22 protein-coding genes and 1 tRNA gene are annotated in these 25,891 nt (G+C 63.6%); 13 read left to right on the forward strand and 10 right to left on the reverse strand.

From position 1 onward, the window contains the following. Positions 1-71: 71 nt before the first annotated feature. Entirely contained in the window at positions 72-1,385 is a 1,314-nt protein-coding gene (gene purB, locus MU516_RS03755) for an adenylosuccinate lyase (protein ID WP_260275858.1), read from the reverse strand. 148 nt (positions 1,386-1,533) lie between these two features. Here purB and MU516_RS03760 point away from each other — a divergent pair, with 148 nt between their 5' ends. The 3 genes from MU516_RS03760 to MU516_RS03770 are packed head-to-tail and all read left to right on the forward strand — an operon-like array spanning position 1,534 to position 3,668. Beyond that, complete coding sequence (locus tag MU516_RS03760; protein ID WP_260275859.1) at positions 1,534-2,250, forward strand: hypothetical protein; 717 nt, start codon at positions 1,534-1,536, stop codon at positions 2,248-2,250. A 54-nt stretch (positions 2,251-2,304) separates the two neighbouring features. Further along, positions 2,305-3,333 (forward strand): YihY/virulence factor BrkB family protein, encoded by a 1,029-nt coding sequence (locus MU516_RS03765; RefSeq protein WP_260275860.1) that lies wholly within the window; start codon positions 2,305-2,307, stop codon positions 3,331-3,333. Further along, a complete protein-coding gene (locus MU516_RS03770; RefSeq protein ID WP_260275861.1) occupies positions 3,330-3,668 on the forward strand; it encodes an SMR family transporter in 339 nt (112 codons plus the stop codon). The genes MU516_RS03765 and MU516_RS03770 overlap by 4 nt, the downstream gene beginning before the upstream one ends. Here MU516_RS03770 and MU516_RS03775 read toward each other — a convergent pair. The 3 genes from MU516_RS03775 to MU516_RS03785 all read right to left on the reverse strand — a co-directional run bounded on the left by MU516_RS03775 (position 3,665) and on the right by MU516_RS03785 (position 7,420). Next, a complete protein-coding gene (locus MU516_RS03775; RefSeq protein ID WP_260275862.1) occupies positions 3,665-5,386 on the reverse strand; it encodes a peptidoglycan -binding protein in 1,722 nt (573 codons plus the stop codon). The genes MU516_RS03770 and MU516_RS03775 overlap by 4 nt on opposite strands. 4 nt (positions 5,387-5,390) lie before the next feature. Beyond that, positions 5,391-6,608 carry a biopolymer transporter ExbB gene (locus MU516_RS03780; protein WP_260276249.1) on the reverse strand — a complete coding sequence of 406 codons (1,218 nt, stop codon included), beginning with the start codon at positions 6,606-6,608 and terminating at the stop codon, positions 5,391-5,393. Positions 6,609-6,856: 248 nt separating this feature from the next. After that, the gene (locus MU516_RS03785; RefSeq protein WP_260275863.1) at positions 6,857-7,420 is read right to left on the reverse strand and encodes a gamma-glutamylcyclotransferase; all 564 of its coding nucleotides are present in this window, start codon (positions 7,418-7,420) and stop codon (positions 6,857-6,859) included. Between the two features lie 118 nt (positions 7,421-7,538). On the opposite strand from MU516_RS03785, the gene MU516_RS03790 reads away from it, so the two are divergent. Beyond that, on the forward strand, positions 7,539-8,576 hold the full coding sequence (locus MU516_RS03790; RefSeq protein WP_260275864.1) for a DUF2125 domain-containing protein: 1,038 nt from the start codon (positions 7,539-7,541) through the stop codon (positions 8,574-8,576). Between the two features lie 11 nt (positions 8,577-8,587). On the opposite strand, the gene MU516_RS03795 is transcribed toward MU516_RS03790, so the two are convergent. After that, positions 8,588-9,514, reverse strand: coding sequence for a prephenate/arogenate dehydrogenase family protein (locus tag MU516_RS03795; RefSeq protein ID WP_260275865.1), 927 nt, complete (start codon positions 9,512-9,514; stop codon positions 8,588-8,590). After that, positions 9,511-10,602, reverse strand: coding sequence for a histidinol-phosphate transaminase (gene hisC / locus MU516_RS03800; RefSeq protein ID WP_260275866.1), 1,092 nt, complete (start codon positions 10,600-10,602; stop codon positions 9,511-9,513). The genes MU516_RS03795 and hisC overlap by 4 nt, the downstream gene beginning before the upstream one ends. A 123-nt stretch (positions 10,603-10,725) precedes the next feature. Here hisC and MU516_RS03805 point away from each other — a divergent pair, with 123 nt between their 5' ends. Then, positions 10,726-11,991: a glycosyltransferase family 4 protein gene (locus MU516_RS03805; protein ID WP_260275867.1), complete on the forward strand. Its 1,266-nt coding sequence runs from the start codon at positions 10,726-10,728 to the stop codon at positions 11,989-11,991. 101 nt (positions 11,992-12,092) lie between these two features. On the opposite strand, the gene MU516_RS03810 is transcribed toward MU516_RS03805, so the two are convergent. Together MU516_RS03810 and MU516_RS03815 are read right to left on the reverse strand one after the other, a co-directional pair. Then, entirely contained in the window at positions 12,093-13,472 is a 1,380-nt protein-coding gene (locus MU516_RS03810) for a Hint domain-containing protein (RefSeq protein WP_260275868.1), read from the reverse strand. A 1,126-nt stretch (positions 13,473-14,598) separates the two neighbouring features. Next, a tRNA-Ile gene (locus MU516_RS03815) sits at positions 14,599-14,675 on the reverse strand. A gap of 120 nt (positions 14,676-14,795) precedes the next feature. On the opposite strand from MU516_RS03815, the gene purM reads away from it, so the two are divergent. Then, entirely contained in the window at positions 14,796-15,836 is a 1,041-nt protein-coding gene (gene purM / locus MU516_RS03820; protein ID WP_425606805.1) for a phosphoribosylformylglycinamidine cyclo-ligase, read from the forward strand. Beyond that, the gene (gene purN, locus MU516_RS03825; protein WP_260275870.1) at positions 15,833-16,420 is read left to right on the forward strand and encodes a phosphoribosylglycinamide formyltransferase; all 588 of its coding nucleotides are present in this window, start codon (positions 15,833-15,835) and stop codon (positions 16,418-16,420) included. Before purM ends, purN begins: the two co-directional genes overlap by 4 nt. A 27-nt stretch (positions 16,421-16,447) precedes the next feature. Here the strand turns inward: purN and MU516_RS03830 are convergent, their stop codons facing one another. Then, entirely contained in the window at positions 16,448-17,050 is a 603-nt protein-coding gene (locus MU516_RS03830) for a thiamine phosphate synthase (protein ID WP_260275871.1), read from the reverse strand. A gap of 72 nt (positions 17,051-17,122) precedes the next feature. Between MU516_RS03830 and MU516_RS03835 the strand changes: the two genes are divergently transcribed. From MU516_RS03835 to MU516_RS03860, 6 genes are all read left to right on the forward strand, one after another. Further along, a complete protein-coding gene (locus MU516_RS03835) occupies positions 17,123-17,851 on the forward strand; it encodes an RNA methyltransferase (RefSeq protein WP_209056454.1) in 729 nt (242 codons plus the stop codon). A gap of 39 nt (positions 17,852-17,890) precedes the next feature. Continuing rightward, positions 17,891-19,036, forward strand: coding sequence for a heme A synthase (ctaA, locus tag MU516_RS03840; protein ID WP_260275872.1), 1,146 nt, complete (start codon positions 17,891-17,893; stop codon positions 19,034-19,036). Next, positions 19,033-20,505 carry a carboxypeptidase M32 gene (locus MU516_RS03845; protein ID WP_260275873.1) on the forward strand — a complete coding sequence of 491 codons (1,473 nt, stop codon included), beginning with the start codon at positions 19,033-19,035 and terminating at the stop codon, positions 20,503-20,505. The genes ctaA and MU516_RS03845 overlap by 4 nt, the downstream gene beginning before the upstream one ends. Before the next feature lie 108 nt (positions 20,506-20,613). Continuing rightward, positions 20,614-22,083, forward strand: a complete 1,470-nt coding sequence (putP, locus tag MU516_RS03850; protein WP_260275874.1) for a sodium/proline symporter PutP — start codon at positions 20,614-20,616, stop codon at positions 22,081-22,083. Between the two features lie 277 nt (positions 22,084-22,360). Further along, on the forward strand, positions 22,361-23,110 hold the full coding sequence (locus MU516_RS03855; protein WP_260275875.1) for a c-type cytochrome: 750 nt from the start codon (positions 22,361-22,363) through the stop codon (positions 23,108-23,110). Positions 23,111-23,215: 105 nt separating this feature from the next. After that, positions 23,216-24,499, forward strand: a complete 1,284-nt coding sequence (locus MU516_RS03860) for an NAD(P)/FAD-dependent oxidoreductase (protein WP_260275876.1) — start codon at positions 23,216-23,218, stop codon at positions 24,497-24,499. 81 nt (positions 24,500-24,580) lie between these two features. On the opposite strand, the gene preA is transcribed toward MU516_RS03860, so the two are convergent. Then, positions 24,581-25,879 (reverse strand): NAD-dependent dihydropyrimidine dehydrogenase subunit PreA, encoded by a 1,299-nt coding sequence (gene preA, locus MU516_RS03865; RefSeq protein ID WP_260275878.1) that lies wholly within the window; start codon positions 25,877-25,879, stop codon positions 24,581-24,583. Positions 25,880-25,891 lie beyond the last annotated feature (12 nt).

The raw sequence follows: 25,891 nt of genomic DNA on the forward strand, positions 1-25,891 counted from the left end.
TGCGTTGCGTCGCGTGATATCGGGGCAATCTGGCAGAAGAACCCTAACGCGGGATTACCCTGTGCGGAAAATTACAGGGGATTTGAATCGAACACCCGCGAAAAGATCCGATCGACGTTCTTGGTGTGATAGCCAAGGTCGAATTTTTCTTCGATCTGGGCGGGCGACAATGCCGCCGTCACTTCGGCGTCGGCCAGCAATTCTTCTTTGAAATCCTTGCCTTGTTCCCACACCTTCATGGCGTTTCGTTGAACCAGCCGATAGGCGTCCTCGCGCGAGACGCCAACCTGCGTCAGCGCCAGCAGCACGCGCTGCGACATCACTAGGCCTTTGAACTTGTTCATGTTGGCCAGCATCGTGTCGGGATAGACGACCAGCTTGTCGATCACGCCGGCCAGCCGGTTCAGTGCGAAATCCAGCGTGATCGTCGCATCCGGCGCAATCCCGCGTTCGACCGAGGAATGGCTGATATCGCGTTCGTGCCACAGCGTCACGTTTTCCATCGCTGGCACCACCGCCATTCGCACAAGCCGCGCAAGCCCTGTCAGGTTCTCGGTCAGGACCGGGTTGCGCTTGTGCGGCATCGCCGACGAACCCTTCTGGCCCGGGCTGAAAAATTCCTCGGCCTCAAGCACTTCTGTCCGTTGCATGTGTCGGATTTCGGTGGCGATGTTTTCCATCGACGAGGCGATCACGCCAAGCGTGGCAAAGAACATCGCGTGCCGGTCGCGCGGAATGACCTGGGTGCTGATCGGTTCCGGGCGCAGTCCCATCCTGGCGCAGACATGTTCCTCGACCGCCGGGTCGATATTCGCGAAGGTTCCCACGGCGCCGCTGATCGCGCCGGTGGCGACCTCATCGCGCGCTCGTTCCAGGCGCGCCTTGCCGCGTGCCATTTCGGCGTAAAAGCGGGCGAATGTCAGGCCCATCGTCGTGGGTTCGGCATGGATGCCGTGACTGCGGCCGATCCGGACGGTGTCCTTGTGTTCGTAGGCGCGACGTTTCAGTGCGTCCAGAACCTTGTCCATGTCGGCCAGCAGGATGTCGGCGGCGCGGACAAGCTGGACATTCAGGGTCGTGTCCAGCACGTCGCTGCTGGTCATCCCCTGATGCACGAAACGTGCCTCGTCGCTGCCGATATGTTCGGCCAGATGGGTCAGGAAGGCGATGACGTCATGCTTGGTCACCGCTTCGATCTCGTCGATACGGGCGACGTCGAATTCGACATCCTTGGCACGCCAGACCGCATCCGCATTTTCGCGCGGGATCACGCCCAGATCGGCCTGAGCATCGCAGGCATGGGCCTCGATCTCGTACCAGATGCGAAACTTGGTCTCGGGTGACCAGATCGCGGTCATTTCCGGGCGGGCATAGCGAGGGATCATGGCTGGCTCCTTGGTCGTCGGCAGGGGCATAGCCCCGCCGCGCCGCAGGGGCAAGATTTCTTGCAGGGAAAGCGGGTTGATCAGGGAACATTCCGTGGCGCTGGCGGTTTTGTAAACAACCGAACGCCAATTTCCGGAGGCGATACGAATGCATTCCCGCGACGATGATGTCCATGGCCTGACAGAGGCAGACCGCACCAGCCAGACCCGTTTCGGTCCGCGCCCGGTGCCGAAGGGTCACAAGACCGCAAGTCCATATCCGCACCGGCCGATGCGCTCCAGCCGGGTAATTCCGTCTGCGCCGATGTCGCTTGACGGTCGCGCGGCCTATCCCGCGCCGTCGCTGGCCAGCCGCATGATCGTCTGGGGCGGTGTTGCAGTCGGCGTGGCCGGGCTGACGGCTGGTGCGGTCCTTGCCGCTCGGCGGATTGCGGGGACCGACAAACCCTCGAAAGCCGAATTGATGCATCAACAGCGCATGCAGCCTGCAGTCGCGCCGCGCTTTGCAGAAATGGACGAGGCCGAACAGGAGCGGATGCGGCAGCGTGTCCGAGCCCGTGCGCGGGACGACCAGAAGATCGCCGCAAGACAGCGTGCAAAGGCTGCGCGAAGCCGGGGCAACATCGCCCAAGACCTGACGGACACCGCAGACAACCTTTCGGGCAGTCTGGACGGGGTGGTCAGTTCCCTGATCGGTGCGTTCCACGGTTTCCGCAGCGTCGCGGGGCAGGCCAGCGGCATCGTCGGCGATTTCGCGGCGGCCGCCGATCAGATTTCGGGCCTTCTGCGTCGCGATCGGCCAAACGATCCGCGTGATGCCGCCGCGCCACGGACCTCTGCCCAGGATCGGACCCACCGCTTGTGAGCCAGGTTCCAGCCGCGCTAGATTAGCGCAACAACCGACGCGAAAGCCCAATGCATGACTGAATACGATCGGCCTGGTGTCTATGACGCGCTTTTCGGGCCGCTGGACGACAAGACCAGACGCCGCTTCGGACTTCCTCGCAGCGACGCGGAAGCCATTGGTCACGCCGATCCTCGCGTTGATCGTCCGCGCCAAGAGATGACCTTGTGGAAACTACGTTTCAGAGATGTCGTGGCCATCACCAAGGCGACATTTCGGCAGATCGGCGATGACAGGGTAACAGCGGTCGCCGGAGGCGTAACCTTCTTCGGCCTTCTTTCGCTGTTTCCCGCCATCACCGCCTTCGTTTCGATCTACGGCCTGATTGCGGATCCTGCGACAATCACGCGACATCTGGATGTGCTGGAAAGCTTCTTGCCCACAGGTGCGCTGGACATCATCCGCACTCAGGTCGAATCGATCGCGGCCTCGCCCTCTTCGGCGCTGTCGCTGGCAGGGATCATGGGGCTTCTGGTCGCGTTCTATTCGGCGAATGGCGGCATGAAGGCGTTGTTGTCGGCGTTGAACGTGGCGTTCTATCAGAAGGAAACGCGTGGATTTCTGCAACTGAACCTTGTCGCGATGGGATTCACGTTGTGCGGATTGCTGCTGCTGGCCCTGATGCTGGGCGTGGTCGCGGTCATCCCCATTCTGCTGCAGTGGATACCGTTGCCCGGAGACAGCGCCATGACGATATCGCTGCTGCGTTGGCCAGTGCTGTTCATGGTTCTGGTCTTGGCACTTGCCGCCATCTATCGCTGGGGACCTGCGGCGCCGGACGCACGCTGGCGCTGGATTTCCCCCGGCGCCGTGTTCGCATCGGTCGCCCTTGTCGGCGCGTCGATGCTGTTCAGTTGGTATGCCGCGAATTTCGCCAACTATAACGAAACATATGGTTCGCTGGGGGCCGCGATCGGCCTGATGATGTGGCTGTGGCTAAGCGCGACGATCGTGCTGGTCGGCGCCGAAATCAACTCCGAGGTTCAGCGCCGGATGCGGCAGATCGCGGGCGAGCCCCTGGCCGGGTCGGGCGACATCAGATGATCGCATCCCCCTATCTTGCGCTGGTTCTGGCCATCGGACTGGAAGTTGTCGGCACCTCCTTCCTGCAGCGTTCGGCGCAATTCACGCGGCTATGGCCCACCGTGGGGATGGCGCTGTGCTATCTTGTCAGCTTCTACCTGCTGTCTCTCAGCCTGCGCGTACTGCCGCTGGGGGTCGCCTATGCGATCTGGAGCGCGCTTGGGATCGTTCTTGTGGCGGTGATCGGGTTGCTGGTCTTCGGTCAAAGACTGGATCTGCCTGCGGTGATCGGTCTGGGCCTGATCGTGGCAGGCGTCATTGTGGTCAACCTGTTCTCGAACACGATCGGGCATTAGCGCTCGGTCAGTTTCAACTCGATCCTGCGGTTCTGGGCACGTCCCTCGGGCGTGTCGCCATTCGCGACCGGGCGGGTATCGGCAAAGCCGGCCGCAGCAAGACGATTGGCGGGAAAGCCAAGATCATCGATCAGGTAGCGCACCACGGCCAGCGCGCGCGCCTGGCTAAGTTCCCAGTTGTCGCGATAGCGACCCGTTCCCGACAGCGGCGTGCTGTCGGTGTGGCCGTCCACCCGGATGATCCAGTCGATTTCGGATGGGATGTCGTCCGAAATATCAGACAGCATCTGCGCCACCCCGGCGATCTGGTCGCGTCCCGGAGGTGACAGCGTCGCCTCGCCGGGCGCGAACAGCACTTCGGACTGGAATACAAAGCGGTCCCCGACGATCTGTACGCCTTCGCGCCCCGCAAGGATCTGTGACAACCGGCCGAAGAACTCGGATCGATAGCGAGCCAGATCGCGCGCTTCCTCCTCGGCCTTTTTGCGCGCTTCTTCCTCCAGTTCAAGGCGCCGATCCTTTTCTTCGGCGGCGCGCAGCAGGGCGGCATTCAGCTGTTGGCCCAGATTCTCGACCCGAAGCTCGGCCTCGCGCTGATCTTCGCCCGCAGTTTCCAGCAAAGCCTGCAGCGATCCAAGCTGCGCGGTCAGGGATGAGACCTGTTCGTTCAGCAATGCCACGCGACGCTGGCTTTCGGCGGACATGTCTTCCTGTTCGTCAAGCTGCTGCCGCGCCGTGGCCAGCAACGCCTGCTGGCGTTCCGCTTCGGATGCGTTTTCCGCCGCTTCCTGGGACATCTGGTCGCGCGCGCTTTCGGCGGCGGCCAGAAGGGTCAGTGTCTCTTCTGCCTTCTTGCGGCTTTCTTCCAGCGACAGGGTCATCGCGGTCAGTTCACTGTCGGCGCGCTCCAGGCGCGCGCGCAAGGTGGCGGCTGCCTCGGCCTCGGCCAGTCGTGCGGCCTCGGCCTCGCTCAGTTCCGACTGCGCCGCTGTCAGGTCCGATTGCAACGCGGCGCTACGTTCCTCGGCGCCGGCGTTGCGGCGGCGCAGATCCGCGATCAGGGCCTGCAACGCTTCGCGTCGTGCGGCTGCCAGACGCGCCTGTTCCTGCTGCGCGTCGATTTCCTCGCGCGCTGCCGCCACGGCCAGTTCGGCGGCCGACGCCCGGTCCTGTTGCGCATCCAGTTCCGACTGCAATGCCTGCGCCTGCGCGTCCGCACGCGCCTGGTCGTCGGCTCGCGCGGCCATCAGCGCGGCCACCTCGGCCTCGAAATCAGTCAGGCGCGACCGCGCCTGATCCAGTTCAGCACGGCTGGCTTCAAGCTGATTGCCAAGTCTGGTGATGCGGGCGGCGCGGTCGCGTGCTTCGGCCTGTGCCTGTGCCAATGCCTCCTCGGCGCTCAGGGCGCGGCTGGTCTGATCCTCGACCTGGCCCTGCAAGGTCTGCTCGCGCGTCTCGGACGCCGTCAGTGCATCACCCAGGGCCGATACCTGCCGCCCCAGATCGTTCAACCGCTGTTCCTGACGCGAGATGACCGCGCCCTGATCCGAAATCGTCTCGTCCTTCGTGGTGATCTGTTCGCGCAGCACGGACTGGACGATCATGAAGATCGTCAGCACGAACATCAGCACCATCAGCAGTGCCGTCATCGCATCCACGAAGCCGGGCCAGATGGTGGCCGAGAACCGGTTCCCCGAAGATGCGCGACGCAGGGACATTCGCCTAGGACCTGTCGCGCCGGATCAGGGGATCATCGCGCAGGTCGTCCGGAAAGGGATCGCCGAACCGCGCGGCGCGAACCGCCCGCGTCAGGACCAGCAGATCGGACCGCAATTCGGCGACCATCTCTTCGCGGCCCGCATTCAGATCCGCGACAAGCCGCGACAAGGCATCCTCGACGCCCGACAGATCGGGGGCGGCGGCGCCTGTCGGCTGATCGGTCCGCTGCCGCGCGATCTCCAGCATCCTGTCCTGGCCGTCAGCCACCCGGTTCATCGCCTCGCTGAGGCTTGCGGCACGTGCAAGCGTGGCTTCGCGTTCGGCCTCGGCGCGGTGGGCAAGCGCCTCGATCGCTTGGGCCATCACCACGACCCGCTCATCGGCCATGGCCGCCGCATCTTCGCGTGCCGCGTCGCGTTCGGCATGAAACTGATGCAGGCGGTCCATCTGTGCGCCGATCTGTTCCAGGAATCCGACCAGCGCGGTCTGGTCCACACCTTCGCCGTCCGATCCGGCCAGGCTGACGCGGGTAAAGCCCGACATCCATTCCTCGAGCTCGCGGTAAAAGCGGTTCTGGCCATGGGTCACGAACAGTTCCAGCAACCCCACGACCAGCGATCCCGCCAGTCCCAGCAGCGACGACGAGAACGCCGTGGCCATGCCGCCAAGCTGCGCCTCGAGCCCGTTCATCAGCTTGTCGAACACGTCGATGCCAGACTCGCCATTCTGCGGCGCCAGAGCGCGGATCGTCTCGACCACCGCTGGAACGGTCGTCGCAAGACCGTAGAACGTTCCCAGAAGGCCAAGGAAGATCAAGAGATTGGCAAGGTATTTCGTGATGTCGCGCAGTTCTTCGATGCGCGTGCCGACCGAATCCAGGATCGATCGCGCCGACCCGGTCGAGATCACGCCACCGACCGGGCCGCGCGTGCCCAGCAACGCGGCCAGCGGTGCAAGCAGTCGCGGCGGGATATCCCCGTCCGATGCGCCCCGTGCAGCCACGCCCTTGTCGACGGCATTGCGGCGGCGTTCGGCAAATCGTTCGATCCAGCTGACCGACCGGACAAGCTGGGCCACCTGCCAGAAACAGGCCAGGATCCCAAGCGCAAATACCGCAAGGATCAGGCCGTTCAGCCAGCGATTGGCCATGAAGATCGGCAGGATACGACCATAGGCTATGAAACCGCCGGCCATGACCAGCGCAAGCAGCGTCAGCATCATCAGGATCTGGCGCACCGGCTGCGAGAATTGCGGGGCGGCGGGCGTTATGGCATCGCCGCCACGGGTTGCGGTGATGCGGCGGTTCGGCAGATGCAGCCTGCTGCGATCCTGCGGGGGCACGCCGGGATCGTCCGGTCCGTCAAAATTGTCTGGATCGCTCAAAAGGTCCCGGTCCCGTCTATCGTTGCCGACATTGTGATTGGGCCAAGTGTAGGATGCGCCCCGCCACTTGCCAAGCGATCCGAAAGTCAGGTCGCAGCGTCGCGGTCGCGTCGTGCCATCAGCAAACGCCGGACATCGTCGGACAACTGATCCAGTGCCGCATCGGCCAGCCCGATTTCGGCCAGATGACGCGCAGTATTGAACAGATAATCCGCGTTCGGGCCTCGCCCGCCCTCAGCACCCGCAATGATCCGCGCCTGTTCGCGGACGCACAACCCGCCCGCATATTGCCAGTGGTCGCGCTTCATCACATAAGCCAGCGCCTGGACGCGACGCCCGTCCTGCAGTGTCAGCGGCAGCACCATCTCGTCATAGGCGCCGGTATCCAGCTCGCGCTCGCGCAGATAGGCCAGCGTTTCGGCGTGACGGTCCTCGGGGATGCGCAGGGCAAGCCCCGCGCAGCTCGCGCCAGGTTCGGCGTCCAGCCCCAGAACAAGGCCCGGCGCCTCTTCGGTGCCGCGATAGCGGGTGGAACGCAGGCAGAAGCTGCGGGAATATCCCTCAAGTCGGGCCTTGACGGTTTCGACCGGCCCGAAGCCCGGATCCCACATCAACGATCCGTAACCGAATACCCAGAAGACATCGTTCATCGTCGCACACCCTTTCCCGTGCCCGGAAACTAGGTCACGATGCAGCGCGATGAAAGCCCTGCGGCCCGGACCGCCACTATGCCGGGCTTAAAATGCTGTGGCATTGGGCAGGTAACGGATGCGCATTCTTTCAGGGTTGATTCTGCTTCTTCTTCTGGCGGTCGCGGGATTGTGGATCGGCGGTGAGACCTGGCTTGCCAACAGGATCATGCGCGAGGCAGAGGCGGATCCCGGGCTGCAGGTGGCCGCGACCGAGCCCATGCGCAGGATCGACCGAATCGGTGTACGGCTGGACGAGGCAAGCTATCAGGACCCCCGCTTCTCGCTGGCCCTTCCTTGGCTGGAACTGTGGATCGCGCCGTTGTCGCTGACGACGGCGCAGGCCGGGCTGCCGGATCAGGCGATGCTGCGGCATGCTGGGCGCGATCATGCGCTGGGGATCACGAACGGGGGGCTAAGCCTTCGTGTCGCGCCGCTGCATGGCGGCGCCGTGGCGCGCGCGAGCGTGGACAGCGGGCCGGTCACGCTGGACGCGCAGGGTCTGGCGGACCGGATCGTGCTGTCGGCCGCGATGACCGGGCTCGGCCCGTTTGCCCCCGCCAAAGCCCGATCGGCCTATGACATGCAGCTTGGGTTGCAAGGGATTGAGCCTGACGCGCTGGTTGCGCTGGGAATGCCGTCGCTGGCACTGCCTGGCAAGGTTACCATCGAGGGACCGGCGACGATCTGGCTGAACGGGATCGTCGGACCTCGCAGCCTTGGCGCGCCTGCGCAATCGGTCTGGCCAGTCGGAATACGCAGCACCGGCCTGGATCTGCGGATCGGAGCGCTTAGGGCACGCCTTGCCGGGTTCCTCTGGCGCGGCGATCATGGGCACATCGAGGGTCGGTTGGCGATCTATACCGAGGATGCATCCGAGTTGCTGCGCCAGGCCAGCGACGCTGGCTTGATCGCGTCCGATGCTGAGATGCTGGTCTCGGCGCTGCTGAACGGGATCGGACGGATGCCGTTTCCGGAGGGGGGCCGCGATGACGGGCTGAGCCTGCCCGAACCTGCCGCAGGTGAATTGCGGCTGCCGGTAACGATGAAGGACGGCAAGCTGTTTCTGGGCGATATCGAGATCGGCGCCGCGCCAGTCTTCCCGTTGCCGCAATAGGCGGCGGCGGGTCAGGCTTTGGGTGTTGTTGCCACGCGTCCGAAATCGGGCGCTTCGGTGTCCTGACCGGCCTCGATGATGCCGCGGCGGATCGCACGCGTACGCGAAAAATAGTCGAACAACTGCTGCCCGTCGCCCATGCGGATCGCGCGTTGCAGCACGAAAAGCTCCTCGGTGAAGCGGCCGAGAATATCCAGCGTCGCCTCGCGATTATGCAGGAACACGTCCCGCCACATGGTCGGGTCGCTGGCCGCGATGCGCGTGAAATCGCGGAACCCGGCGGCGGAATACTGAATCACTTCCTCATCGGTCACACGGCGCAGATGGTCGGCCACGCCGACCATCGTATAGGCGATCAGGTGCGGGGCGTGGCTTGTCACGGCAAGGACCAGATCGTGATGTCCGGCTTCCATGTTGTCGGTCTTGGCACCCATCGCCCGGACCAGATCCGACAAGCGGGCGACCGCGTCGGGGTCGCTGTCGGGCAGGGGGGTCAAAAGCCACCAGCGGTTGCGGAACAACGTGGCAAAACCAGACCGCGGGCCCGAATGTTCGGTTCCGGCCAGCGGATGGCCGGGAATGAAGTGCACGCCTGCGGGCAGATGCGGGTCCACCGCGTCGATGACGGATTGCTTGACCGATCCAACATCGGTGATCGTCGCGCCGGGCTTCAGGTGCGGCGCGATTTCGGCCGCGACATCGCCCATGGCGCCGACCGGCACAGCCAGAACGACCAGATCCGCATCCCTGACGGCGGCAGCGGCGCTGTCCTCGACCCGGTCGCACAGACCGATCTCGCGGGCGATGTCGCGAGTCTCGGCGCTGCGGGCGTAACCCACGATCTCGCCGGCCAGACCGCCATCGCGCATCGCGTGTGCCATCGATCCGGCGATCAGGCCCAGCCCGATCAGCGCCACCCGGTCATAGATCACACTCATGCGTCCCTCCGGTCCGCCATGAAACGGCCGAGACAGTCCAGAACCCGGTTGCAGCCCTGCTCATCCCCTACGGTGATGCGCAGGGCCGCAGGCAGGCCATAACCGCCGACCCGCCGCACCAGTATTCCGTCCGCGCGAAGCGCCGCGTCGGCGGCCTCGGCTTGATCCGGGTCCGAAAACCGCGCCAGCACGAAATTCGCGAAGCTGTGGTCGCAGCCGATTCCCATCTGGATCAGGGAATCCCGCATCCGCGCGCGCATCCGGTCGTTCAGATCGGCGCAATGTGCGGTGAATTCGGTGTCGCGGATTGCAGCCTCGGCCGCGGCCATCTGCGCGTTCGACAGATTGAACGGTTGGCGGATGCGGTTCAGCACGTCGATGATATCCCGCTGCGCGTAGCCCCAGCCGATCCGCAACCCGCCCAAACCGTGGATCTTCGAGAAGGTGCGCGTCATGATCACGTTCGGATGCCGGTCGACCAGCGACACGCCGCCATCGAATCCGCCTGCGAATTCGGTATAGGCACCGTCATGAACCAGGATGACATGGTTGGGCAGGCTATCCACCAGGCGCTGCAATTCGTCTTCACCCAGCATCGTTCCGGTCGGGTTGGCTGGATTGGCGATGAAGACGATGCGTGTCCGGTCGGTGACGGCGGCCAGAATTGCCTCGACGTCGATCCGGCGTTCGGTCTCGGGAACGGTCACGGGCTGCGCGCCGACCATGCGCGCAAGAATCGGATACATCGAAAAACCGTGCTGGGTCGTGATGATCTGATCGCCGACCCCGGCATAGGACTGGGTGATGAATTGCAGCACCTCGTCCGATCCCACCCCGCAGATGATCCGATCGGGGTCCAGCCCGTGCACCTCGCCGATGGCGCCGCGCAATCCGGCATGATCGGTCGAGGGGTAGCGGTGCAGATCTGCACCAGCAGCGGCAAATGCCACACGGGCTTTGTCGCTGCATCCCAGCGGATTTTCGTTCGATGAAAGTTTCAGCACCCGATCGTGCCCTGCCAGACTGCTTTCGCCGCTGACATAAAGCGCGATATCCATGATGCCGGGCTGCGGGGTGATCTGGGTCATGGGTCTATCCTTCGGTCCGCGCCGGTCTAATCGGCGTGGCCCTGCATTGGAAGTGGCGAAATTCTTTGCCCTCGGGCGTCTGCTGGTCGATAAAGGCCGCGTCACGAGTAACAGTGAAGTGCAATGCCTGATCCCGGACTTCCCAAGGTGCTGATCGTCGCACCCAATGCCTCGGCCCGTTTCGGCGGCGAGGCGTTTCTGCCATTGAACTATTTCCGCATCCTGTCACGGCGCGGCCACCCGGTGCAGTTGATCGCCCATAACCGAAACGCCCAGGAACTGCTGGCGCTGCCGGACTGCGATCCCGAAAACATGCATTTCGTGCCAGACACGCGCTGGCACCGGATGATCTGGCGCGCGTTCGGCCGCATGCCTGAACGGGTGCGCGACCTGATCGGCGGCGGGCTGATGACATGGCTGAACGAGTTGTATCAGGCCCGGCTCATCCGACAGCTGATCGCACGCGGCGAGGTGGACCTGATCCACCAGCCGATCCCTGTCTCGCCACTGATGCCGTCGAACCTGCACCGGTTCGGCGTGCCGCTGGTGATCGGTCCCATGAATGGCGGGATGGATTATCCCTCAGGATACGAAGACTACGAGGGTGGCGCGACGCGCGCTTCGATCGCGCTGGGGCGCCGCGTCGCGTTGTTGTTCAACCGGATCAATCCCGGCAAGCACAAGGCGGCGGCGCTGCTGGTCGCGAATGAACGCACGCGCCGCGCGCTGCCGAACCCCCGCCATCCGCATGTCGAGACCCTGATCGAGAACGGCATCGACTTCACCCGCTGGCGCGCGCCCCAGCAACAGCGCCCCGATCCGCGGCCCGATTGCCTTCGACTGGTCTATCTGGGCCGGTTCGTCGGCTGGAAGGCCATCGACATCACGCTGCGGGCCGTCGCCATCGCCCGCGAGTCCGGATCGGACGTGACGCTGGACCTGCTGGGGGACGGCGAGGGACGCGCGGAACTGGAAACGCTGGCCGACGAATTGGGCATCGCGGATCATGTCACCTTTCATGGCTTCCAGCCGCAGGAACGCTGTGCGCAGGTTCTGGCAATGTCGGATGCGCTGGTGCTGAACTCTTTGCGCGAATGTGGTGGTGCGGTGGTGCTGGAGGCGATGGCGATGGGCCTGCCGGTCGTGGCCAGCGCGTGGGGCGGCCCGTTGGACTATCTGAACGCCGAAAGCGGCATTCTGGTCCATCCGGTCCCCCGCCATGACTTCCCGCAGCGTTTGGCGGGCGCCTTCGCGACGCTGGCGCATGACCCTGACCTGCGTGCGCGTATGGGGCAGGCGGGCCAGAAGATCGTGCGGCGCGACTTTGACTGGGAAGCCAAGGTCGATCGAATGGTGCAGATCTATCGAGAGGCAATGCAGAACCGCTAGTGGCCCCGGTCACAGCGCCTTTCTGGCTTGTTGTCCGCCAGCCATGAAGATCACTTTGATCATGATCGCCTGAGCTTAAGATCTTTTGCCAGCCGCTCTGATCAGCACATTATTGGTTTCCGGTTGGACGCGTGACGTTCGGCCATCTTGCGGCCTTGGCGACCCTTGACCAGCGGGCGCGCCGGGCGACGTTTGAAGTCACGAGCAACGATCTCCGGAAACAACATCGCTATTTCGCGCCGCGCGGCCGGGCCAACGGCCTTCAAGGCCTCGGGGCCGGTGAAAAGGCTTTCGGTCCAGGCGCCATTGGACCTGACGATCTCGTGCCGCTCGAACAGGAAGTGGAAATACTCCACCTGCTCCCAATCCTCATCCTCGACCACCTCGACCCCTTCAAGCGCCAATAACTGCTTGGCTGCAACCAGGACCTCGGCAGTGCCGAACATGCGCTGCGCGATGCTCGAAGATACAAGGATCCGGTGCTGTGGCGAGACAACAAGATCGGTCTGCGGCATCGCGGGGCCGAGAGAATTGGCGCCAATGCGTATGGGTCGAAGGTTCGGGTTCTGCCGCAATTCCTCGGACCCCAGGCTGCGGGCTCCAATCCACCTGATCTGCTGAGCGCCGCTATCCCGTGTCACCACCTCGTCTCCACAACGTAGGCGCTCGACCGCAATGGGTCCTGCCGGTGTGTCAATCATGGTGCCGCGCGCAAAGCAGAACGTAATCGTGGCGTTGATCTGCGCATCATCGACATAGATCGTCCCACCGGCCGAACCGCTGCGGCCGCCGATTCCGAAATCCCAGCCGCTCTGATCCGCCGTCGCCCATTGGTTGCCCGGAATTGTGCCCGAGACTGTAAAGCTGCCGAATGACGCGGACACCGATCCGGTATCCGACACCGAAATGTTGAAATCGGACTCGGCCTGACGTACGGAAAGGCTGTCGCGGCTGCCAGAACCTGTGAAGTTGGTCGTGCCGATGACGTTGCCGTTCCAGGTGATCTGCATCGACCCGCGACCCGTCGCTGACCCCGAATAGGGGATGATCCGCACACTCAGCCCCTCGGACACGCCCTGTTCATAGTCCAGGCGTCCGCCTGTCGGAATGACGTTGGGGCGGTAGGTGCCGAGATCGCCATAGCTGAACGACATTCCGTCAGGTTGATAGTTGCCTGAGGGGCCAAGCACGGAGTCGCCAATCTCGGACATGTCGAGGCGCATCGACGCGGTAAAGCTCGACACATACTCGTTGCCGGTCAGGTTCGGGTCGGTGCTCAGCAATGCGCCTTCATATGTGGCAGAATTGGTAGGAGTGCCTTGGACCGACACGAACACCAGTTCGTTATCGGTGCCGGCCGACAGGGGAGAGTTGGTTATTCCAACGCCAGTGCCGATCGTTGTCAGGGTGGCGCCGTCAAGGTTGTCGCCATCGCCATCGGTATTGTCGAAATTATTGTCGTATGTATAAGTTCTCGGCATAGTGGGGGCGCCTTCGAAAAACGAGTTATATGGGCGGCAATCCTCGACTGGCCTGCTGCCGGAGATCAGGATTGACTGACGTCTCTATGCGATCAAGTCTTTTTCGTTTCAAACGGGATGTGACGTTGCGCCGCGAAAAAGGCCGCAGCGATAGCGAGCGGTAGAATATCCTCACCAATGCGCGCGCTAGGTTACTGTTTGGCTCAGATCCAAGGCAAGAAATGCCGAAGTGGCCCCGAACGATTGTGTTGACAGAACAGCTAATGGGTTTGGACAGATATCCCGCCTCCGCGTCTCTTCGGAGTGAAGCGCCACAGCAAAGCATCGGTTTATTGGTGACACATTTGTGTTCAGGGACTTGTCTGCTTGATGGCCCCGCCGTGGCAGGTGCGGCTGACTTAACGTCCCACACGCATGGCAGTGATACGACAGCCGCGTTACGGTGGGCTATGGGTCTGGTCTCCTGTGGAGATGATACAGGATGTGCGCTGTACTCTCGATGCGCTAGGATCCGTCGGGCATAGTATCGCCCCAAACAGCCTGCACCACAAATTCCTGGATCAATAGGCTGTTGCCTATCCTGATGCACGCGTTCACGCGGCGCCCGGTCTGACGACGCAAGTTGCACGAACGGAAATTCATGCGACACTTGACGACGAACCGGATCGCGCTTGGGCCGAAGTCCTGGATCGGGTGATCGTGCGAGGAAACCGGATCACGACCGTGGTGGTGTTCCTTCACCGTGCATCTGCAACAGGGCTGGTGACGGACCTTGTGCAGCAGATGGCTCATGGATGGTATGGCGGAAGGCACGCATGTGTCGCCCGGCTTGATCTTATGACAGCTGCAATCCCGTCCGTGTCGCGCAAGTTCCGCGTTTCGATGACGAATAGAGCGGCGGCCCGAGACAGGATGCGTCGTATTCCGGACTGGCCCGCGGACGGCCTTGTGACGGCGCATGAAGCCGCGAAGACCCTTAGTGTCGTTTCCTCGGAATCTGCGTTGCGGCGCGAAGCCGAAGGGGAATGGTGCGCTGACCGAATGATATCTGTGTAAGTGCCGCAAGGAAGGTTGTCCCAGCGCAAGATTGTGAAAATACAACTAAAGCAATGTATTGGAAGCTGAATGGTAGGCCCGGAGGGACTTGAACCCCCAACCAAGGCGTTATGAGCGCCCTGCTCTGACCAATTGAGCTACAGGCCCATGCAGCGAGGTCTGACTACTGCCGGGTCATTGGGCGGTCAAGCGCAACCTCTGCGTTGGCCGTTGCCGAACAGGGCGGCATCCGTTATCGGAGGCGCAGATTTCAGCCCGGGGGTGGTGATGACGAAAAACGGGATCAGCTATCGCGATGCGGGCGTCGATATCGACGCGGGCAATGCGCTGGTCGACAGGATAAAGCCTGCGGCTGCGGCCACCGCGCGGCCCGGCGTCATGGATGCGCTTGGCGGGTTTGGTGCGTTGTTCGATCCGCGTGCGGCAGGCTATGATGATCCCGTTCTGGTGGCAGCCACCGACGGGGTGGGTACGAAGTTGCGTATCGCAATCGACACCGGGCATCTGGACGGCATTGGTCAGGATCTTGTCGCGATGTGCGTCAACGATCTGGTCTGTCAGGGCGCAGAGCCCCTGTTTTTCCTTGATTACTTCGCGACCGGCAAGCTGTCCGTCGACGAGGGCGCGCGTGTCGTCGAAAGCATCGCGCGCGGCTGCGGAATTGCCGGCTGTGCTCTGATCGGCGGCGAAACCGCCGAGATGCCGGGCATGTATCACGACGGCGACTTCGACCTTGCGGGATTTGCGGTGGGGGCGATGCAGCGCGGCACTGCGCTGCCGCGTGATGTGAAGGCGGGCGATGTGCTGTTGGGGCTGGCCTCGGACGGGGTGCATTCCAACGGATATTCGCTGGTCCGCAAGGTCGCCGAACATGCGGGCTTGGGCTGGAACGACGCCGCGCCCTTCGCCGAGGCAAGCCTGGGCGAAGCATTGCTGGTTCCGACGCGGCTGTATGTCCGACCGGCGCTGGCCGCGATCCGTGCCGGTGGCGTGCATGCCTTGGCCCATATCACCGGCGGCGGTCTGACCGAGAACCTGCCGCGCGTTCTGCCCAACGATCTTGGGGCCGACATCGATCTGGGGGCCTGGCCTCTGCCTTCGGTCTTTGCGTGGCTGGCTGAGGCTGGCGGCATAGAACAGGCCGAGATGCTGAAGACCTTCAACAGCGGCATCGGCATGGTTCTGGTCGTTGAGGCTGACCGGGCCGATGCGCTGTCGGGGCTGCTGACCGACGAAGGTGAAACCGTTCACCGGATTGGTCAGGTCAGTGCCGATGCGGGCATCCGCTACAGCGGGACGCTTGCGTGAAACGCGTCGCGATCCTGATTTCCGGCGGCGGCTCGAACATGCTGCGGCTGGTCGAGGACATGACAGGCGATCATCCCGCGCGACCGGTTCTGGTTGCCTCGAACGACCCGAGCGCCGCGGGGCTGGCGCGCGCCGAACGGCTGGGAATTCCCACCGCTTCGGTCGATCATCGCGACTTTCCGCGCGACAGGGCCGGTTTCGAGGCCGCGCTGCTGAAACCGCTGCTGGATGCGCAACCGGACATCATCTGTCTTGCGGGTTTCATGCGGATCCTGACGCCTGAATTCGTGACGCGCTTCGCAGGGCGCATGCTGAATATCCACCCGTCGCTGCTGCCCAGCTATCCTGGGCTCAACACGCATGCCCGCGCCATCGCTGCGGGCGATCGGGAAGCCGGGGTGACCGTTCACGAGGTCACGCCGGAACTTGATGCCGGCCCGATCCTGGGTCAGGCACGCGTGCCTATCCTGCCCGACGACACGCCCGAGGTGCTGGCCAGCCGTGTGCTGGTGCACGAACATCTTCTGTATCCGGCCGTCCTGCGCCGGTTCGCGGCAGGCGATCGCAGCCCGGTCATGCTCTAGCAGCAGTCAGGTTGCCGAGGGGCGAACCTATCCCCACAACGCGGTCAGCGCCGACAGTGGGTCATCCTCGGACCAGATTTCGGGGCCGATGGCGATGAAGTCGCAGGCAGACGACATCTGGGTGATCAGTTCGCGGGTCACCGCGCCTTCTGCCACCACCGGCAGTTCGATCATTTCCGACCACCACTCGAACAGTTCCAACGGCGCCGGTCCGCCGCGCCCCAGCGCGCTGTCGCCGACAGGGCCAAAACTGACATAGTCAGCGCCAGCCTCGCCCGCGGTGATTCCCTCGTGGCGTGACGATCCGCAGAATGCGCCGACCACAGCATCGGCGCCCAGTTCCTTGCGGGCCAGACGAACCCCGCGCGCGCCATCGGTCAGATGAACGCCGTCAAGGCCGTGACGCTGCGCCAGCTTCACATGGTCGTCGATCACCACCGCCACGTCGCGGGCGTGGGCGATCTCGCGCGCCAGGTCTGCAAGCCGGGACAACTCATCCTCCTCGGCGCCGCCGCGAATCCTGAGACATGCGACCTGAAACCGGTCCATCACCTCGGTCAGCATGGGTCCCAGCGCGGATGCCTGGGCGCCTGCGGGGGTCATCAGATACAGCTGCGGGCCTTCGGACATCATGTTCTCCTTCGTATCGCACGCAGATAGCGCAGCTTGCCGCTGGCTTCCAGACGGACTATGCGAACCGCCATGCAAGACAGCCGCCAACCCGTCATGATCCTGGTCCGCCCGCAGATGGGCGAAAACATCGGTGCCGCTGCGCGTGCCATGCTGAATTTCGGCCTGACCGAAATGCGGCTGGTCGATCCGCGCGACGGCTGGCCGAATCCGAAGGCGGTCGCGATGGCCTCGGGCGCGGCGGGCAGGGTGCTGGACCACGCCCGGGTCTTCCCGACGCTGGCCGAGGCGATGCAGGGCATCGACTATGCCTTCGCCACGACCGCGCGCGGACGTGAACTGTCAAAGCCGGTCTTCACGCCCGCCACCGCGATGGAAAAGGCCCGCGCCCATGACGGCCGCTGCGCGATCATCTTCGGCCCCGAACGCGCGGGACTGGAAAATGATGATGTCGCGCGCGCGAATGCCATCGTGACAGTACCGGTCAATCCTGATTTTCCCTCTTTGAACCTTGCCCAGGCTGTCTTGCTGATGGGGTATGAATGGGGCCGCGACACTTTGCCGCCCGAACCCGCGCCGCATGCCCGCAAGGCGGATGCAGAGCTGCTGGCCGATCGGGTCGAGATCGAGCGTCTGGGCGATCACTATCAGGAAAAGCTGACCGAGGCGGGGTTTTTCTTCCCCGAAACCAAGGCCGAATCCATGCGCCTTAACCTGCGCAACATGTGGTCGCGCCTGACGCTGACACGCGGCGATGTCCGCATCCTGCATGGCGTCTTGCGGCAATTGACCCGCCGATAGACGCAACCTAACCTCCGCCCGACGTCAAAGGAGCCGAAAATGGCCAAGCGCCCCGTTTTCGAGGAAGTCTCGGACCAGACCGCCCCGCGCCAGACGGTGCAGACCGGCATGATCGACGCCGCGCCCAAGGGCGCGCGCCGCGCGATCCGGGTCTGGCTGGTGATCCTGTTTGCCATGGTTGCCGCGATGATCGCCTTGGGTGGGGCGACACGGCTGACGGGATCGGGCCTGTCGATCACCGAATGGGCGCCGGTCACGGGCGCGCTGCCGCCGATGTCTCAGGCGGATTGGCAAGCGGAATTCGACGCTTATCAGCAGATCCCACAATTCTCGGAGGTCAATCCCGACATGGATCTGGCGGGGTTCAAGTGGATCTATTGGTGGGAATGGTCGCATCGGTTGCTTGGGCGATTGGTCGGCCTTGTCTGGGCCGCGGGCTTTCTTGGCTTTCTTGCGACGCGCAGAATTCCGACCGGCTGGACACCGCGCCTGTTCGGGATCGGCGTGCTGGGCGGCGTTCAGGGGGCGATCGGCTGGTGGATGGTCAGTTCCGGGCTGGTCGACGGGATGACGCGGGTCGCGTCGTACCGGCTTGCCACACATCTGGGCATCGCCTTCCTGATCCTTGGCCTGATCGCTTGGTATGTGCTGCTTCTGGGCCGACCCGAGGCAGCATTGATGCGCGCCCGCCGCGCGGGCGAACAGAAACTGTTCTCGATGACCACGGGCCTGATGCATTTGGCCTTTCTTCAGATCCTGATCGGCGCGCTTGTCGCGGGCATCGATGCGGGGCGGACATATACCGGGTGGCCGACGATGGGCGGGGAATGGATCCCCGCAGCCATCTGGGACGATACGCTTGGTTGGCGGAACTTCTTTGAGAACCCGGCACTTGTTCAGTTCATTCACCGCATGGCGGGCTATCTGCTGGCGATCTTCGCGCTGGTGGTCTGGCTGCGGTCGCGCCGTTCGCCCCATCCCGTCACGCGCGGTGCGTTCACGGCGATGCTCGTGATGGTGGTGGTGCAGGTCGGTCTTGGCATCATGAACGTCATGCATGCCTCGCCGCTGCCGCTGGCATTGACCCATCAGCTTGGCGCGGTTGCGCTGTTCACGCTGATCCTACGCGCCCGCGCACATGCGCGATATCCGCGCGAAACCTCGGTGAGGGGGACCATCAAATGAGTGCTTTCGACGATCTGCTTGCCTTCCAGCGCCAAACCGAGGCGCTGTCCTCGATCGCGGAACGTCTTGGCTGGGACCAGGAAACCGTCATGCCGCGCGGCGCGACCGAACAGCGCGCCGAAGAAATGGCCGCCATCGAAGAGGTGCTGCACGACCGGCGAACCGACCCGCGCCTGGGCGAATGGCTGGCCGCCGCCGAGCCTCGGGACGAGGTCGAGACGCGGATCGTCGAACTGATCGGCCGCGATTTCACCCGCGCCAGCCGCGTTCCGGCGCGTCTGGCCAGCGAACTTGCCAAGACCACCTCGCTGGCGCAGGGCATCTGGGCCGAGGCCCGCGCGAATGAAGCGCCCGAGGATTTTCTGCCGACGCTGGATCAGGTGCTGATGCTGAAGCGCGAGGAAGCCGCGGCACTGGCCGATGGCGGCGATCCTTATGATGCGCTGCTGGAGGATTACGAACCCGACACCACCGCGACCGAGATCGCGCAGGTCTTCGACGCGATGCGCCCACGTCTGGTGGCCCTGCGCGAGGATGTGCTGGGGGCAGAATTCCAGCCGCAATCCCTGGCCGGTCACTTCCCGCAGGAAACCCAGCTGCGGCTGGCGCGCACCTGCGCGACCGCTTTCGGCTATGACTGGACGCGCGGGCGGATGGACATGGCGGTGCATCCCTTCAGTTCCGGGCGCTGGCAGGATAGCCGCATCACCACACGGGTGTTTGAGACAGACCCCTTCAACTGCATCTATTCGACCATCCACGAGGTCGGCCATTCCAGCTATGAGTTGGGCATCGACCCCGATTATGCCTTCACGCCGCTGGGGCGCGGCGTGTCGATGGGGGTTCATGAAAGCCAAAGCCGGATCTACGAAAATCAGATGGGCCGGGGCAGGGCGTTCACCGGCTGGCTTTTCAATCGCATGTCGGACGCGTTCGATGGCCTGAACATCACCGACGCAGATGCCTTCTATGCAACCGTGAACCGCGTGACGCCCGGTTACATCCGCACAGAATCGGACGAGGTGCAGTATAATCTGCACATCATGCTGCGCTTCGATCTGGAACGCGACCTCATCTCGGGCAAGCTGGACACCAGCGATCTGGTCGAGGCATGGAACGCCCGGTTCCTCAAGGATTTCGGCGTTGCCGTGGATCGCCCCGCCAATGGAGTGCTGCAGGATGTCCACTGGTCCGTCGGCCTGTTCGGTTATTTCCCGACCTATGCGCTGGGGAATGTCTATGCCGGCTGCCTGAACGCCGCGATGCGCGAGGCGGTGCCTGATCTGGACGACGCGCTTGGCCAAGGCGACGGCGGACCGGGCGTCGAATGGCTGCGCGAGAACATCCAGCGGCACGGCGGCCTGAAACGGCCGCGCCGGCTGATCGAAGAGGCGACCGGTTCGCCGATTTCGCCGGATCCGCTGCTGGACTATCTGGAAGAAAAATTCGCCCGGATCTATCGGCTCTGATCTCTTTTCGCGCCTGGTGCCGACGCGCCGTCCGTCCGTTGTTTGCACCGGGCGGCGTGATCTGTCACGATTTCGAGATCGAATGGCGCGAATAAGAAGGAAGAAATTATGGCAACCGGAGTCTGGATCAGTCTGATCCTCTATTTCCTGCTGATGCTTGCCATCGGCATTTATGCGTGGCGCAAGTCCACATCCAATTCAGAAGAATACATGCTTGGCGGCCGCAACCTGCCGCCGGCCGTCGCCGCATTGTCCGCCGGTGCCTCGGACATGAGCGGCTGGTTGCTGCTGGGTCTGCCGGGCGCGCTGTATGCGGCCGGGCTTGTCGAGGCGTGGATCGGGATCGGTCTGTTCGTGGGCGCGCTGGCCAACTGGATCATCGTCGCACCCAGACTGCGCGAGCAGACCGAGCGTTATGACAACTCTCTGACGATTCCGGGCTTTCTGGCCAATCGCTTTCCGACGCAGGCGTTGCCGCTGCGGGTCATTTCGGCGGTGGTGATCGTGGTGTTTTTCGCGGTCTATACCGCCTCGGGGCTGGTCGGCGGCGGCAAGCTGTTCGCCAGCGCCTTTGATGGCAGCTATCAGGTCGGTGTCTGGCTGACCCTTGGCGTCGTGCTGGCCTATACGGTGGTTGGTGGCTTTCTGGCCGTCAGCCTGACCGACTTCGTGCAGGGCTGCATCATGATGCTGGCGCTGGTCATCATGCCGCTGGTCGTGCTGATGGGGCCGGGCGGCGGCGGTTTCGCGCAGGCGCAGGAAACCCTGGCCGGCGTCGATCCGAACTTCATGTCTCTGACGCAGGGTCTGACCGTGGTGGGCTTCCTGTCGGCGGTGACCTGGGGACTTGGCTATTTCGGCCAGCCGCATATCATCGTCCGCTTCATGGCCGTGCGCAGCGTCAGCGAAGTCTCGACAGCGCGCAATATCGGCATGGGCTGGATGGCCGTGTCGCTGCTGGGTGCGATCGGTCTGGGGATCTTTGGCCGCGCCTATGTGGTGCGCAACGGGCTGACGATCGACGACCCCGAAACGATCTTCATCGTGCTGGCCGAATTGCTGTTCCACCCATTGGTCACGGGCTTCCTGTTCGCCGCCCTTCTTGCCGCGATCATGAGTACCGTCAGCAGCCAGCTTCTGGTGTCGTCGTCATCGCTGACCGAGGATTTCTATCGTTTGTTCCTCAATCGCGACGCGGATGAGAAGACCCTGGTCCTTGTGGGCCGAGTCGCCGTTCTGGCGGTCGGCATCGTGGCCGCGATCATCGCGCGCGATCCCGATTCCAACGTGCTGTCGCTGGTCGCGCATGCGTGGGCGGGCTTTGGTGCCGCGTTCGGGCCGCTGATCATCCTGTCGCTGACTTGGTCCCGGATGACCGGACGCGGGGCGGTTGCGGGCCTGATCGTCGGTGCGGTGACGGTGATGGTGTGGACCTGGCTGGGGCTGAACTCCAGCTTCATGGGCGGGCCCGGCGTCTATGAGATCATTCCCGGCTTCATCCTTGCGATGGCCGCGATCATCGTCGTCAGCCTGATGTCCGAGGCGAAGGGAGAGTTTCGTCCGCTGGCAAAAAGCTGAGGACAGGCTTCGCATTCGGTCCCGCGCAGGGCCGGGGACAGTCCCCGGCCATCACGGGACGCACAAGGCGGCCGAGGTTCCCTCGGCCGCTTTTTTGCATTGTGGACCTGCCTCCTCAAGACGTCCGGGCGCATCTACAGGCGGTGGTTCGAGACGTCGGGGCGCCAAGCTACATGATCGCGCGCCAGTGGCGCTGGAACGCGGACCGCGATCTTCCAAGAAACATATTGCGATTCTGTGTTATGTTCGAATGGCGAACAGGGCGGAGGGGGCATCGATGAATCGCAGCTTCAGGCGAGCACGACATATGCGGGTGGTCGCGACGGCCATCATGCTGGCGACGGCGGCGACGCAAGGCCGGTCGGACCACCAGCAAGGGGCGGTTCCGATCGGCGATGCCGAAGCCGGCGCCGCGGTCTTTGCCGAGGATTGCGCCGCCTGCCATCAGATCGGCAAGGGTGCCACGTATCAGGTCGGGCCACAGCTGACCGGCATCTTCGACCGCCCTGCGGGTGCAATCGAGGGGTTCGACTATTCGCCCGCGCTTCAGCGGATGGGGGCTGACGGTCTGATCTGGCAGCTTGAGACGCTGGACGCCTTTCTGGCAAATCCCGTCGCGATGGTCAGCGATACAGCGATGATCTTTGATGGTATCGCCGATGCCCCTCGCAGACAGGATCTGCTGGCCTTCCTGCGCGCCCACTCGGCGCAGCCCGGCGATATTCCCGAATCGGCCCCGACGGCCAAGGCGATCCTGTTCGAATTGCCACCCGAAACCGCAGCGCTGGTTGGCGACCCGGAATATGGGGAATACCTGGCCCAGGAATGCGCCACCTGCCATCAGGGCGATGGCAGCGCCGAGGGTATTCCGGCGATCACCGGCTGGCCCGCCCATGATTTCATGGCGGCGATGCACGCCTACAAGGTCAAGCTGCGCCCCCATCCGGTGATGCAGATGATGGCCGGGCGGCTGGATGATGAACAGATCGCCGCGCTTGCAGCCTATTACGAACAGATCGGTGAGTGAGTTTCCCGTCCCCGGCGGACGCTAAATTCGGGTGCGGGACAGATTGACGGCAGCAAGCCGTCCGCAAGGCCGCAAAAGCCGGCCGCTAAAACAGGGAGGAAGACGATGAGTTGGAACAGAAGGCATTTTCTGGCGATGACCGGAATGGTAACCGGAACGGCCCTGCTGCCGGCGCCGATGGTCATGGCGCAGGCGCGACCCCGTGTCGTGGTGATCGGCGGCGGCACCGGCGGCGCAACGGTCGCGCGCTATCTGGCCAAGGACAGCGAGGGCGCCCTTGATGTGCTGCTGATCGAGCCGACGCGGCGCTATTACACCTGCTATTTCTCGAATCTCTACCTTGGCGGGTTCTGGGATTATGACGCGCTTGGCCACGGCTATGCCAACCTGGCCTCGGACAACGGCGTAAACGTCGTCCATGACTGGGCGATCGGGGTGGATCGTGACGCGCGGACGGTTCGCCTGGGCGGCGGCGGCAGCGTCGGCTATGACCGACTGGTGGTCGCGCCGGGTATCGACTTCGTCGAGGGTTCGGTGCCGGGCTGGGATGTGTCCAGTCAGCACATCATGCCTCATGCTTACAAGGCTGGCAGCCAGACCCAACTGCTGAAGGCGCAGATCGAAGCCATGCCCGAGGGGGGCACCTTTGCCATGGTGGCACCGCCGAACCCCTATCGCTGCCCGCCGGGACCCTATGAACGGGTGTCGATGGTCGCCCACCTGCTGAAACAGTCGAACCCCACCGCCAAGATCCTGATTCTCGATCCGAAGGAGAGCTTTTCCAAACAGGCTCTGTTCGAGGAAGGCTGGCAAAAGCACTATTCAGGAATGATCACCCGGATCGGCCCCGATTTCGGAGGCAACAATGTCGAGGTGCGCCCCCAGACGATGGAGATCGTCATCGATGGCGAGGCCGAAAGGGCCGATGTCTGCAACGTCATTCCCGCACAGAAGGCGGGATTGATCGCGGCGGATGCGGGGCTGACCGATGACACGGGCTGGGCGCCGGTCACGCCCCAGGACATGCGGTCGCGGCTGGACCAGAATGTGTTCGTGCTGGGCGACAGTTCTGCGCAGGGCGACATGCCGAAATCGGGATTCTCGGCCAACAGCCAGGCCAAGGTCGCAGCCAATGTCATCCGCGCCGACCTGACCGGCAGCAGGGCGTTCCCGGCGCGCTACAGCAATACCTGCTGGTCGCTGATCGCCGATGGTGACGGGGTCAAGGTCGGCGCCTCTTACGAGCCGTCAGAGGACAAAATCTCGTCGGTCGAAAGTTTCGTTTCGAAGACCGGCGAGGACACGGATCTGCGCCGCCAGACCTATGAGGAAAGCATCGGCTGGTACAAGGGCATCACCGCGGATGTCTTTGGCGCGCCGACGGCCTGACCCGGCAGTTCACCCGGAAAGACAGACAGGGCCGGATGGCGGCAGGTCATCCGGCCCTGTCCGACAGCGGACGGGCAGGGCCTATTCCGCAGCCTTGGACATCGGGTTGTTCGGATGCGTCGTCCAGTTGGCATAGCCGCCGCGCGGGATGCCGGTGCGCAGATCCGTCTCGTCCGGGGCCAGTTCGCGCATCGTGATGCAGTCCTCGACCGGGCAGACATCGACGCACAGATTGCACGCGACGCATTCCTCTTCGATGACCTCGAAGACCCGTCCCGGCCGCATCGCGATGGCCTGGTGGCTGGTATCTTCGCATGCGGCATAGCAGCGGCCGCACTTGATGCAGGCATCCTGATCGATCACCGCTTTGGTGACATAGTTCAGGTTCAGCTGGTTCCAGTCGGTGACATTCGGCACCGCGCGACCGATCAGGTCCGACAGCGCCATGTCGTGCGTATCCAGATAGTCGCGCAGGCCCGAGATCATTTCCTGCACGATCTTGAACCCGTAAGTCATCGCGGCGGTGCAGACCTGCACGTTGCCGGCACCCAGAGCCATGAATTCGGCTGCATCGCGCCATGTGGTGATGCCGCCGATGCCACTGATCGGCAGGCCGCGCGTCTCTGGGTGTCTGGCGATCTCGGCCACCATGTTCAGTGCGATGGGCTTGACCGCGGGGCCGCAATAGCCGCCATGGGCGCCTTTTCCGTCGATGGTCGGCTGCGGAGCGAACAGGTCCAGATCGACCGAGGTGATCGAATTGATCGTGTTGATCAGGCTGACCGCGTCCGCGCCGCCGCGTTTCGCGGCCTCGGCGGGCTTGCGGACATCGGTGATGTTGGGCGTCAGCTTCACGATGCAGGGCATGCGGGAATACTGCTTCACCCAACGGGTCACCATTTCGATGTATTCCGGCACCTGACCGACTGCGCTGCCCATGCCGCGCTCGCTCATCCCGTGGGGGCAGCCGAAATTCAGTTCGACCCCATCAGCGCCGGTATCCTCGATCCTTTTCAGGATGTCGCGCCAACTGTCCTCGTCGCAAGGCACCATCAGGCTGATGATCAGCGCCCGGTCGGGATAGTCCCGCTTGACCGACTTTATCTCGCGCAGGTTCACCTCCAGCGGGCGGTCGGTGATCAGTTCGATATTGTTCAGCCCCAGCACCCGCCGGTCGGGGCCGTGTATCACCCCGTAGCGCGGACCGTTGACGTTGACGACCGGCGGACCTTCGGATCCCAGGGTCTTCCAGACCACGCCGCCCCAGCCGGCCTGAAAGGCGCGCCGGACATTGTATTCCTTGTCGGTCGGCGGCGCCGAGGCCAGCCAGAACGGGTTCGGGGACTTGATCCCCACGAAGTCGCTGCGCAGATCGGTCATGTTCCTGCCCTT

Origin of the sequence: Paracoccus maritimus, from assembly GCF_025195095.1 — a bacterium.
Lineage (GTDB): Bacteria > Pseudomonadota > Alphaproteobacteria > Rhodobacterales > Rhodobacteraceae > Paracoccus > Paracoccus maritimus.

Excerpts from the sequence above, each read along its gene's own strand:
- MU516_RS03760 (WP_260275859.1), top strand. The coding sequence starts at position 1,534 with ATGCATTCCCGCGACGATGATGTCCATGGCCTGACAGAGGCAGACCGC.
- putP (WP_260275874.1), top strand. The coding sequence starts at position 20,614 with ATGGCAACCGGAGTCTGGATCAGTCTGATCCTCTATTTCCTGCTGATG.
- MU516_RS03855 (WP_260275875.1), top strand. The coding sequence starts at position 22,361 with ATGAATCGCAGCTTCAGGCGAGCACGACATATGCGGGTGGTCGCGACG.
- MU516_RS03805 (WP_260275867.1), top strand. The coding sequence starts at position 10,726 with ATGCCTGATCCCGGACTTCCCAAGGTGCTGATCGTCGCACCCAATGCC.
- MU516_RS03795 (WP_260275865.1), bottom strand. The coding sequence starts at position 9,514 with ATGAGTGTGATCTATGACCGGGTGGCGCTGATCGGGCTGGGCCTGATC.
- MU516_RS03780 (WP_260276249.1), bottom strand. The coding sequence starts at position 6,608 with ATGATGCTGACGCTGCTTGCGCTGGTCATGGCCGGCGGTTTCATAGCC.
- MU516_RS03765 (WP_260275860.1), top strand. The coding sequence starts at position 2,305 with ATGACTGAATACGATCGGCCTGGTGTCTATGACGCGCTTTTCGGGCCG.
- MU516_RS03785 (WP_260275863.1), bottom strand. The coding sequence starts at position 7,420 with ATGAACGATGTCTTCTGGGTATTCGGTTACGGATCGTTGATGTGGGAT.
- purM (WP_425606805.1), top strand. The coding sequence starts at position 14,796 with ATGACGAAAAACGGGATCAGCTATCGCGATGCGGGCGTCGATATCGAC.
- MU516_RS03845 (WP_260275873.1), top strand. The coding sequence starts at position 19,033 with ATGAGTGCTTTCGACGATCTGCTTGCCTTCCAGCGCCAAACCGAGGCG.
- hisC (WP_260275866.1), bottom strand. The coding sequence starts at position 10,602 with ATGACCCAGATCACCCCGCAGCCCGGCATCATGGATATCGCGCTTTAT.
- MU516_RS03860 (WP_260275876.1), top strand. The coding sequence starts at position 23,216 with ATGAGTTGGAACAGAAGGCATTTTCTGGCGATGACCGGAATGGTAACC.
- purB (WP_260275858.1), bottom strand. The coding sequence starts at position 1,385 with ATGATCCCTCGCTATGCCCGCCCGGAAATGACCGCGATCTGGTCACCC.
- ctaA (WP_260275872.1), top strand. The coding sequence starts at position 17,891 with ATGGCCAAGCGCCCCGTTTTCGAGGAAGTCTCGGACCAGACCGCCCCG.
- MU516_RS03775 (WP_260275862.1), bottom strand. The coding sequence starts at position 5,386 with ATGTCCCTGCGTCGCGCATCTTCGGGGAACCGGTTCTCGGCCACCATC.
- MU516_RS03810 (WP_260275868.1), bottom strand. The coding sequence starts at position 13,472 with ATGCCGAGAACTTATACATACGACAATAATTTCGACAATACCGATGGC.
- preA (WP_260275878.1), bottom strand. The coding sequence starts at position 25,879 with ATGACCGATCTGCGCAGCGACTTCGTGGGGATCAAGTCCCCGAACCCG.
- MU516_RS03790 (WP_260275864.1), top strand. The coding sequence starts at position 7,539 with ATGCGCATTCTTTCAGGGTTGATTCTGCTTCTTCTTCTGGCGGTCGCG.
- MU516_RS03830 (WP_260275871.1), bottom strand. The coding sequence starts at position 17,050 with ATGTCCGAAGGCCCGCAGCTGTATCTGATGACCCCCGCAGGCGCCCAG.
- MU516_RS03770 (WP_260275861.1), top strand. The coding sequence starts at position 3,330 with ATGATCGCATCCCCCTATCTTGCGCTGGTTCTGGCCATCGGACTGGAA.
- MU516_RS03835 (WP_209056454.1), top strand. The coding sequence starts at position 17,123 with ATGCAAGACAGCCGCCAACCCGTCATGATCCTGGTCCGCCCGCAGATG.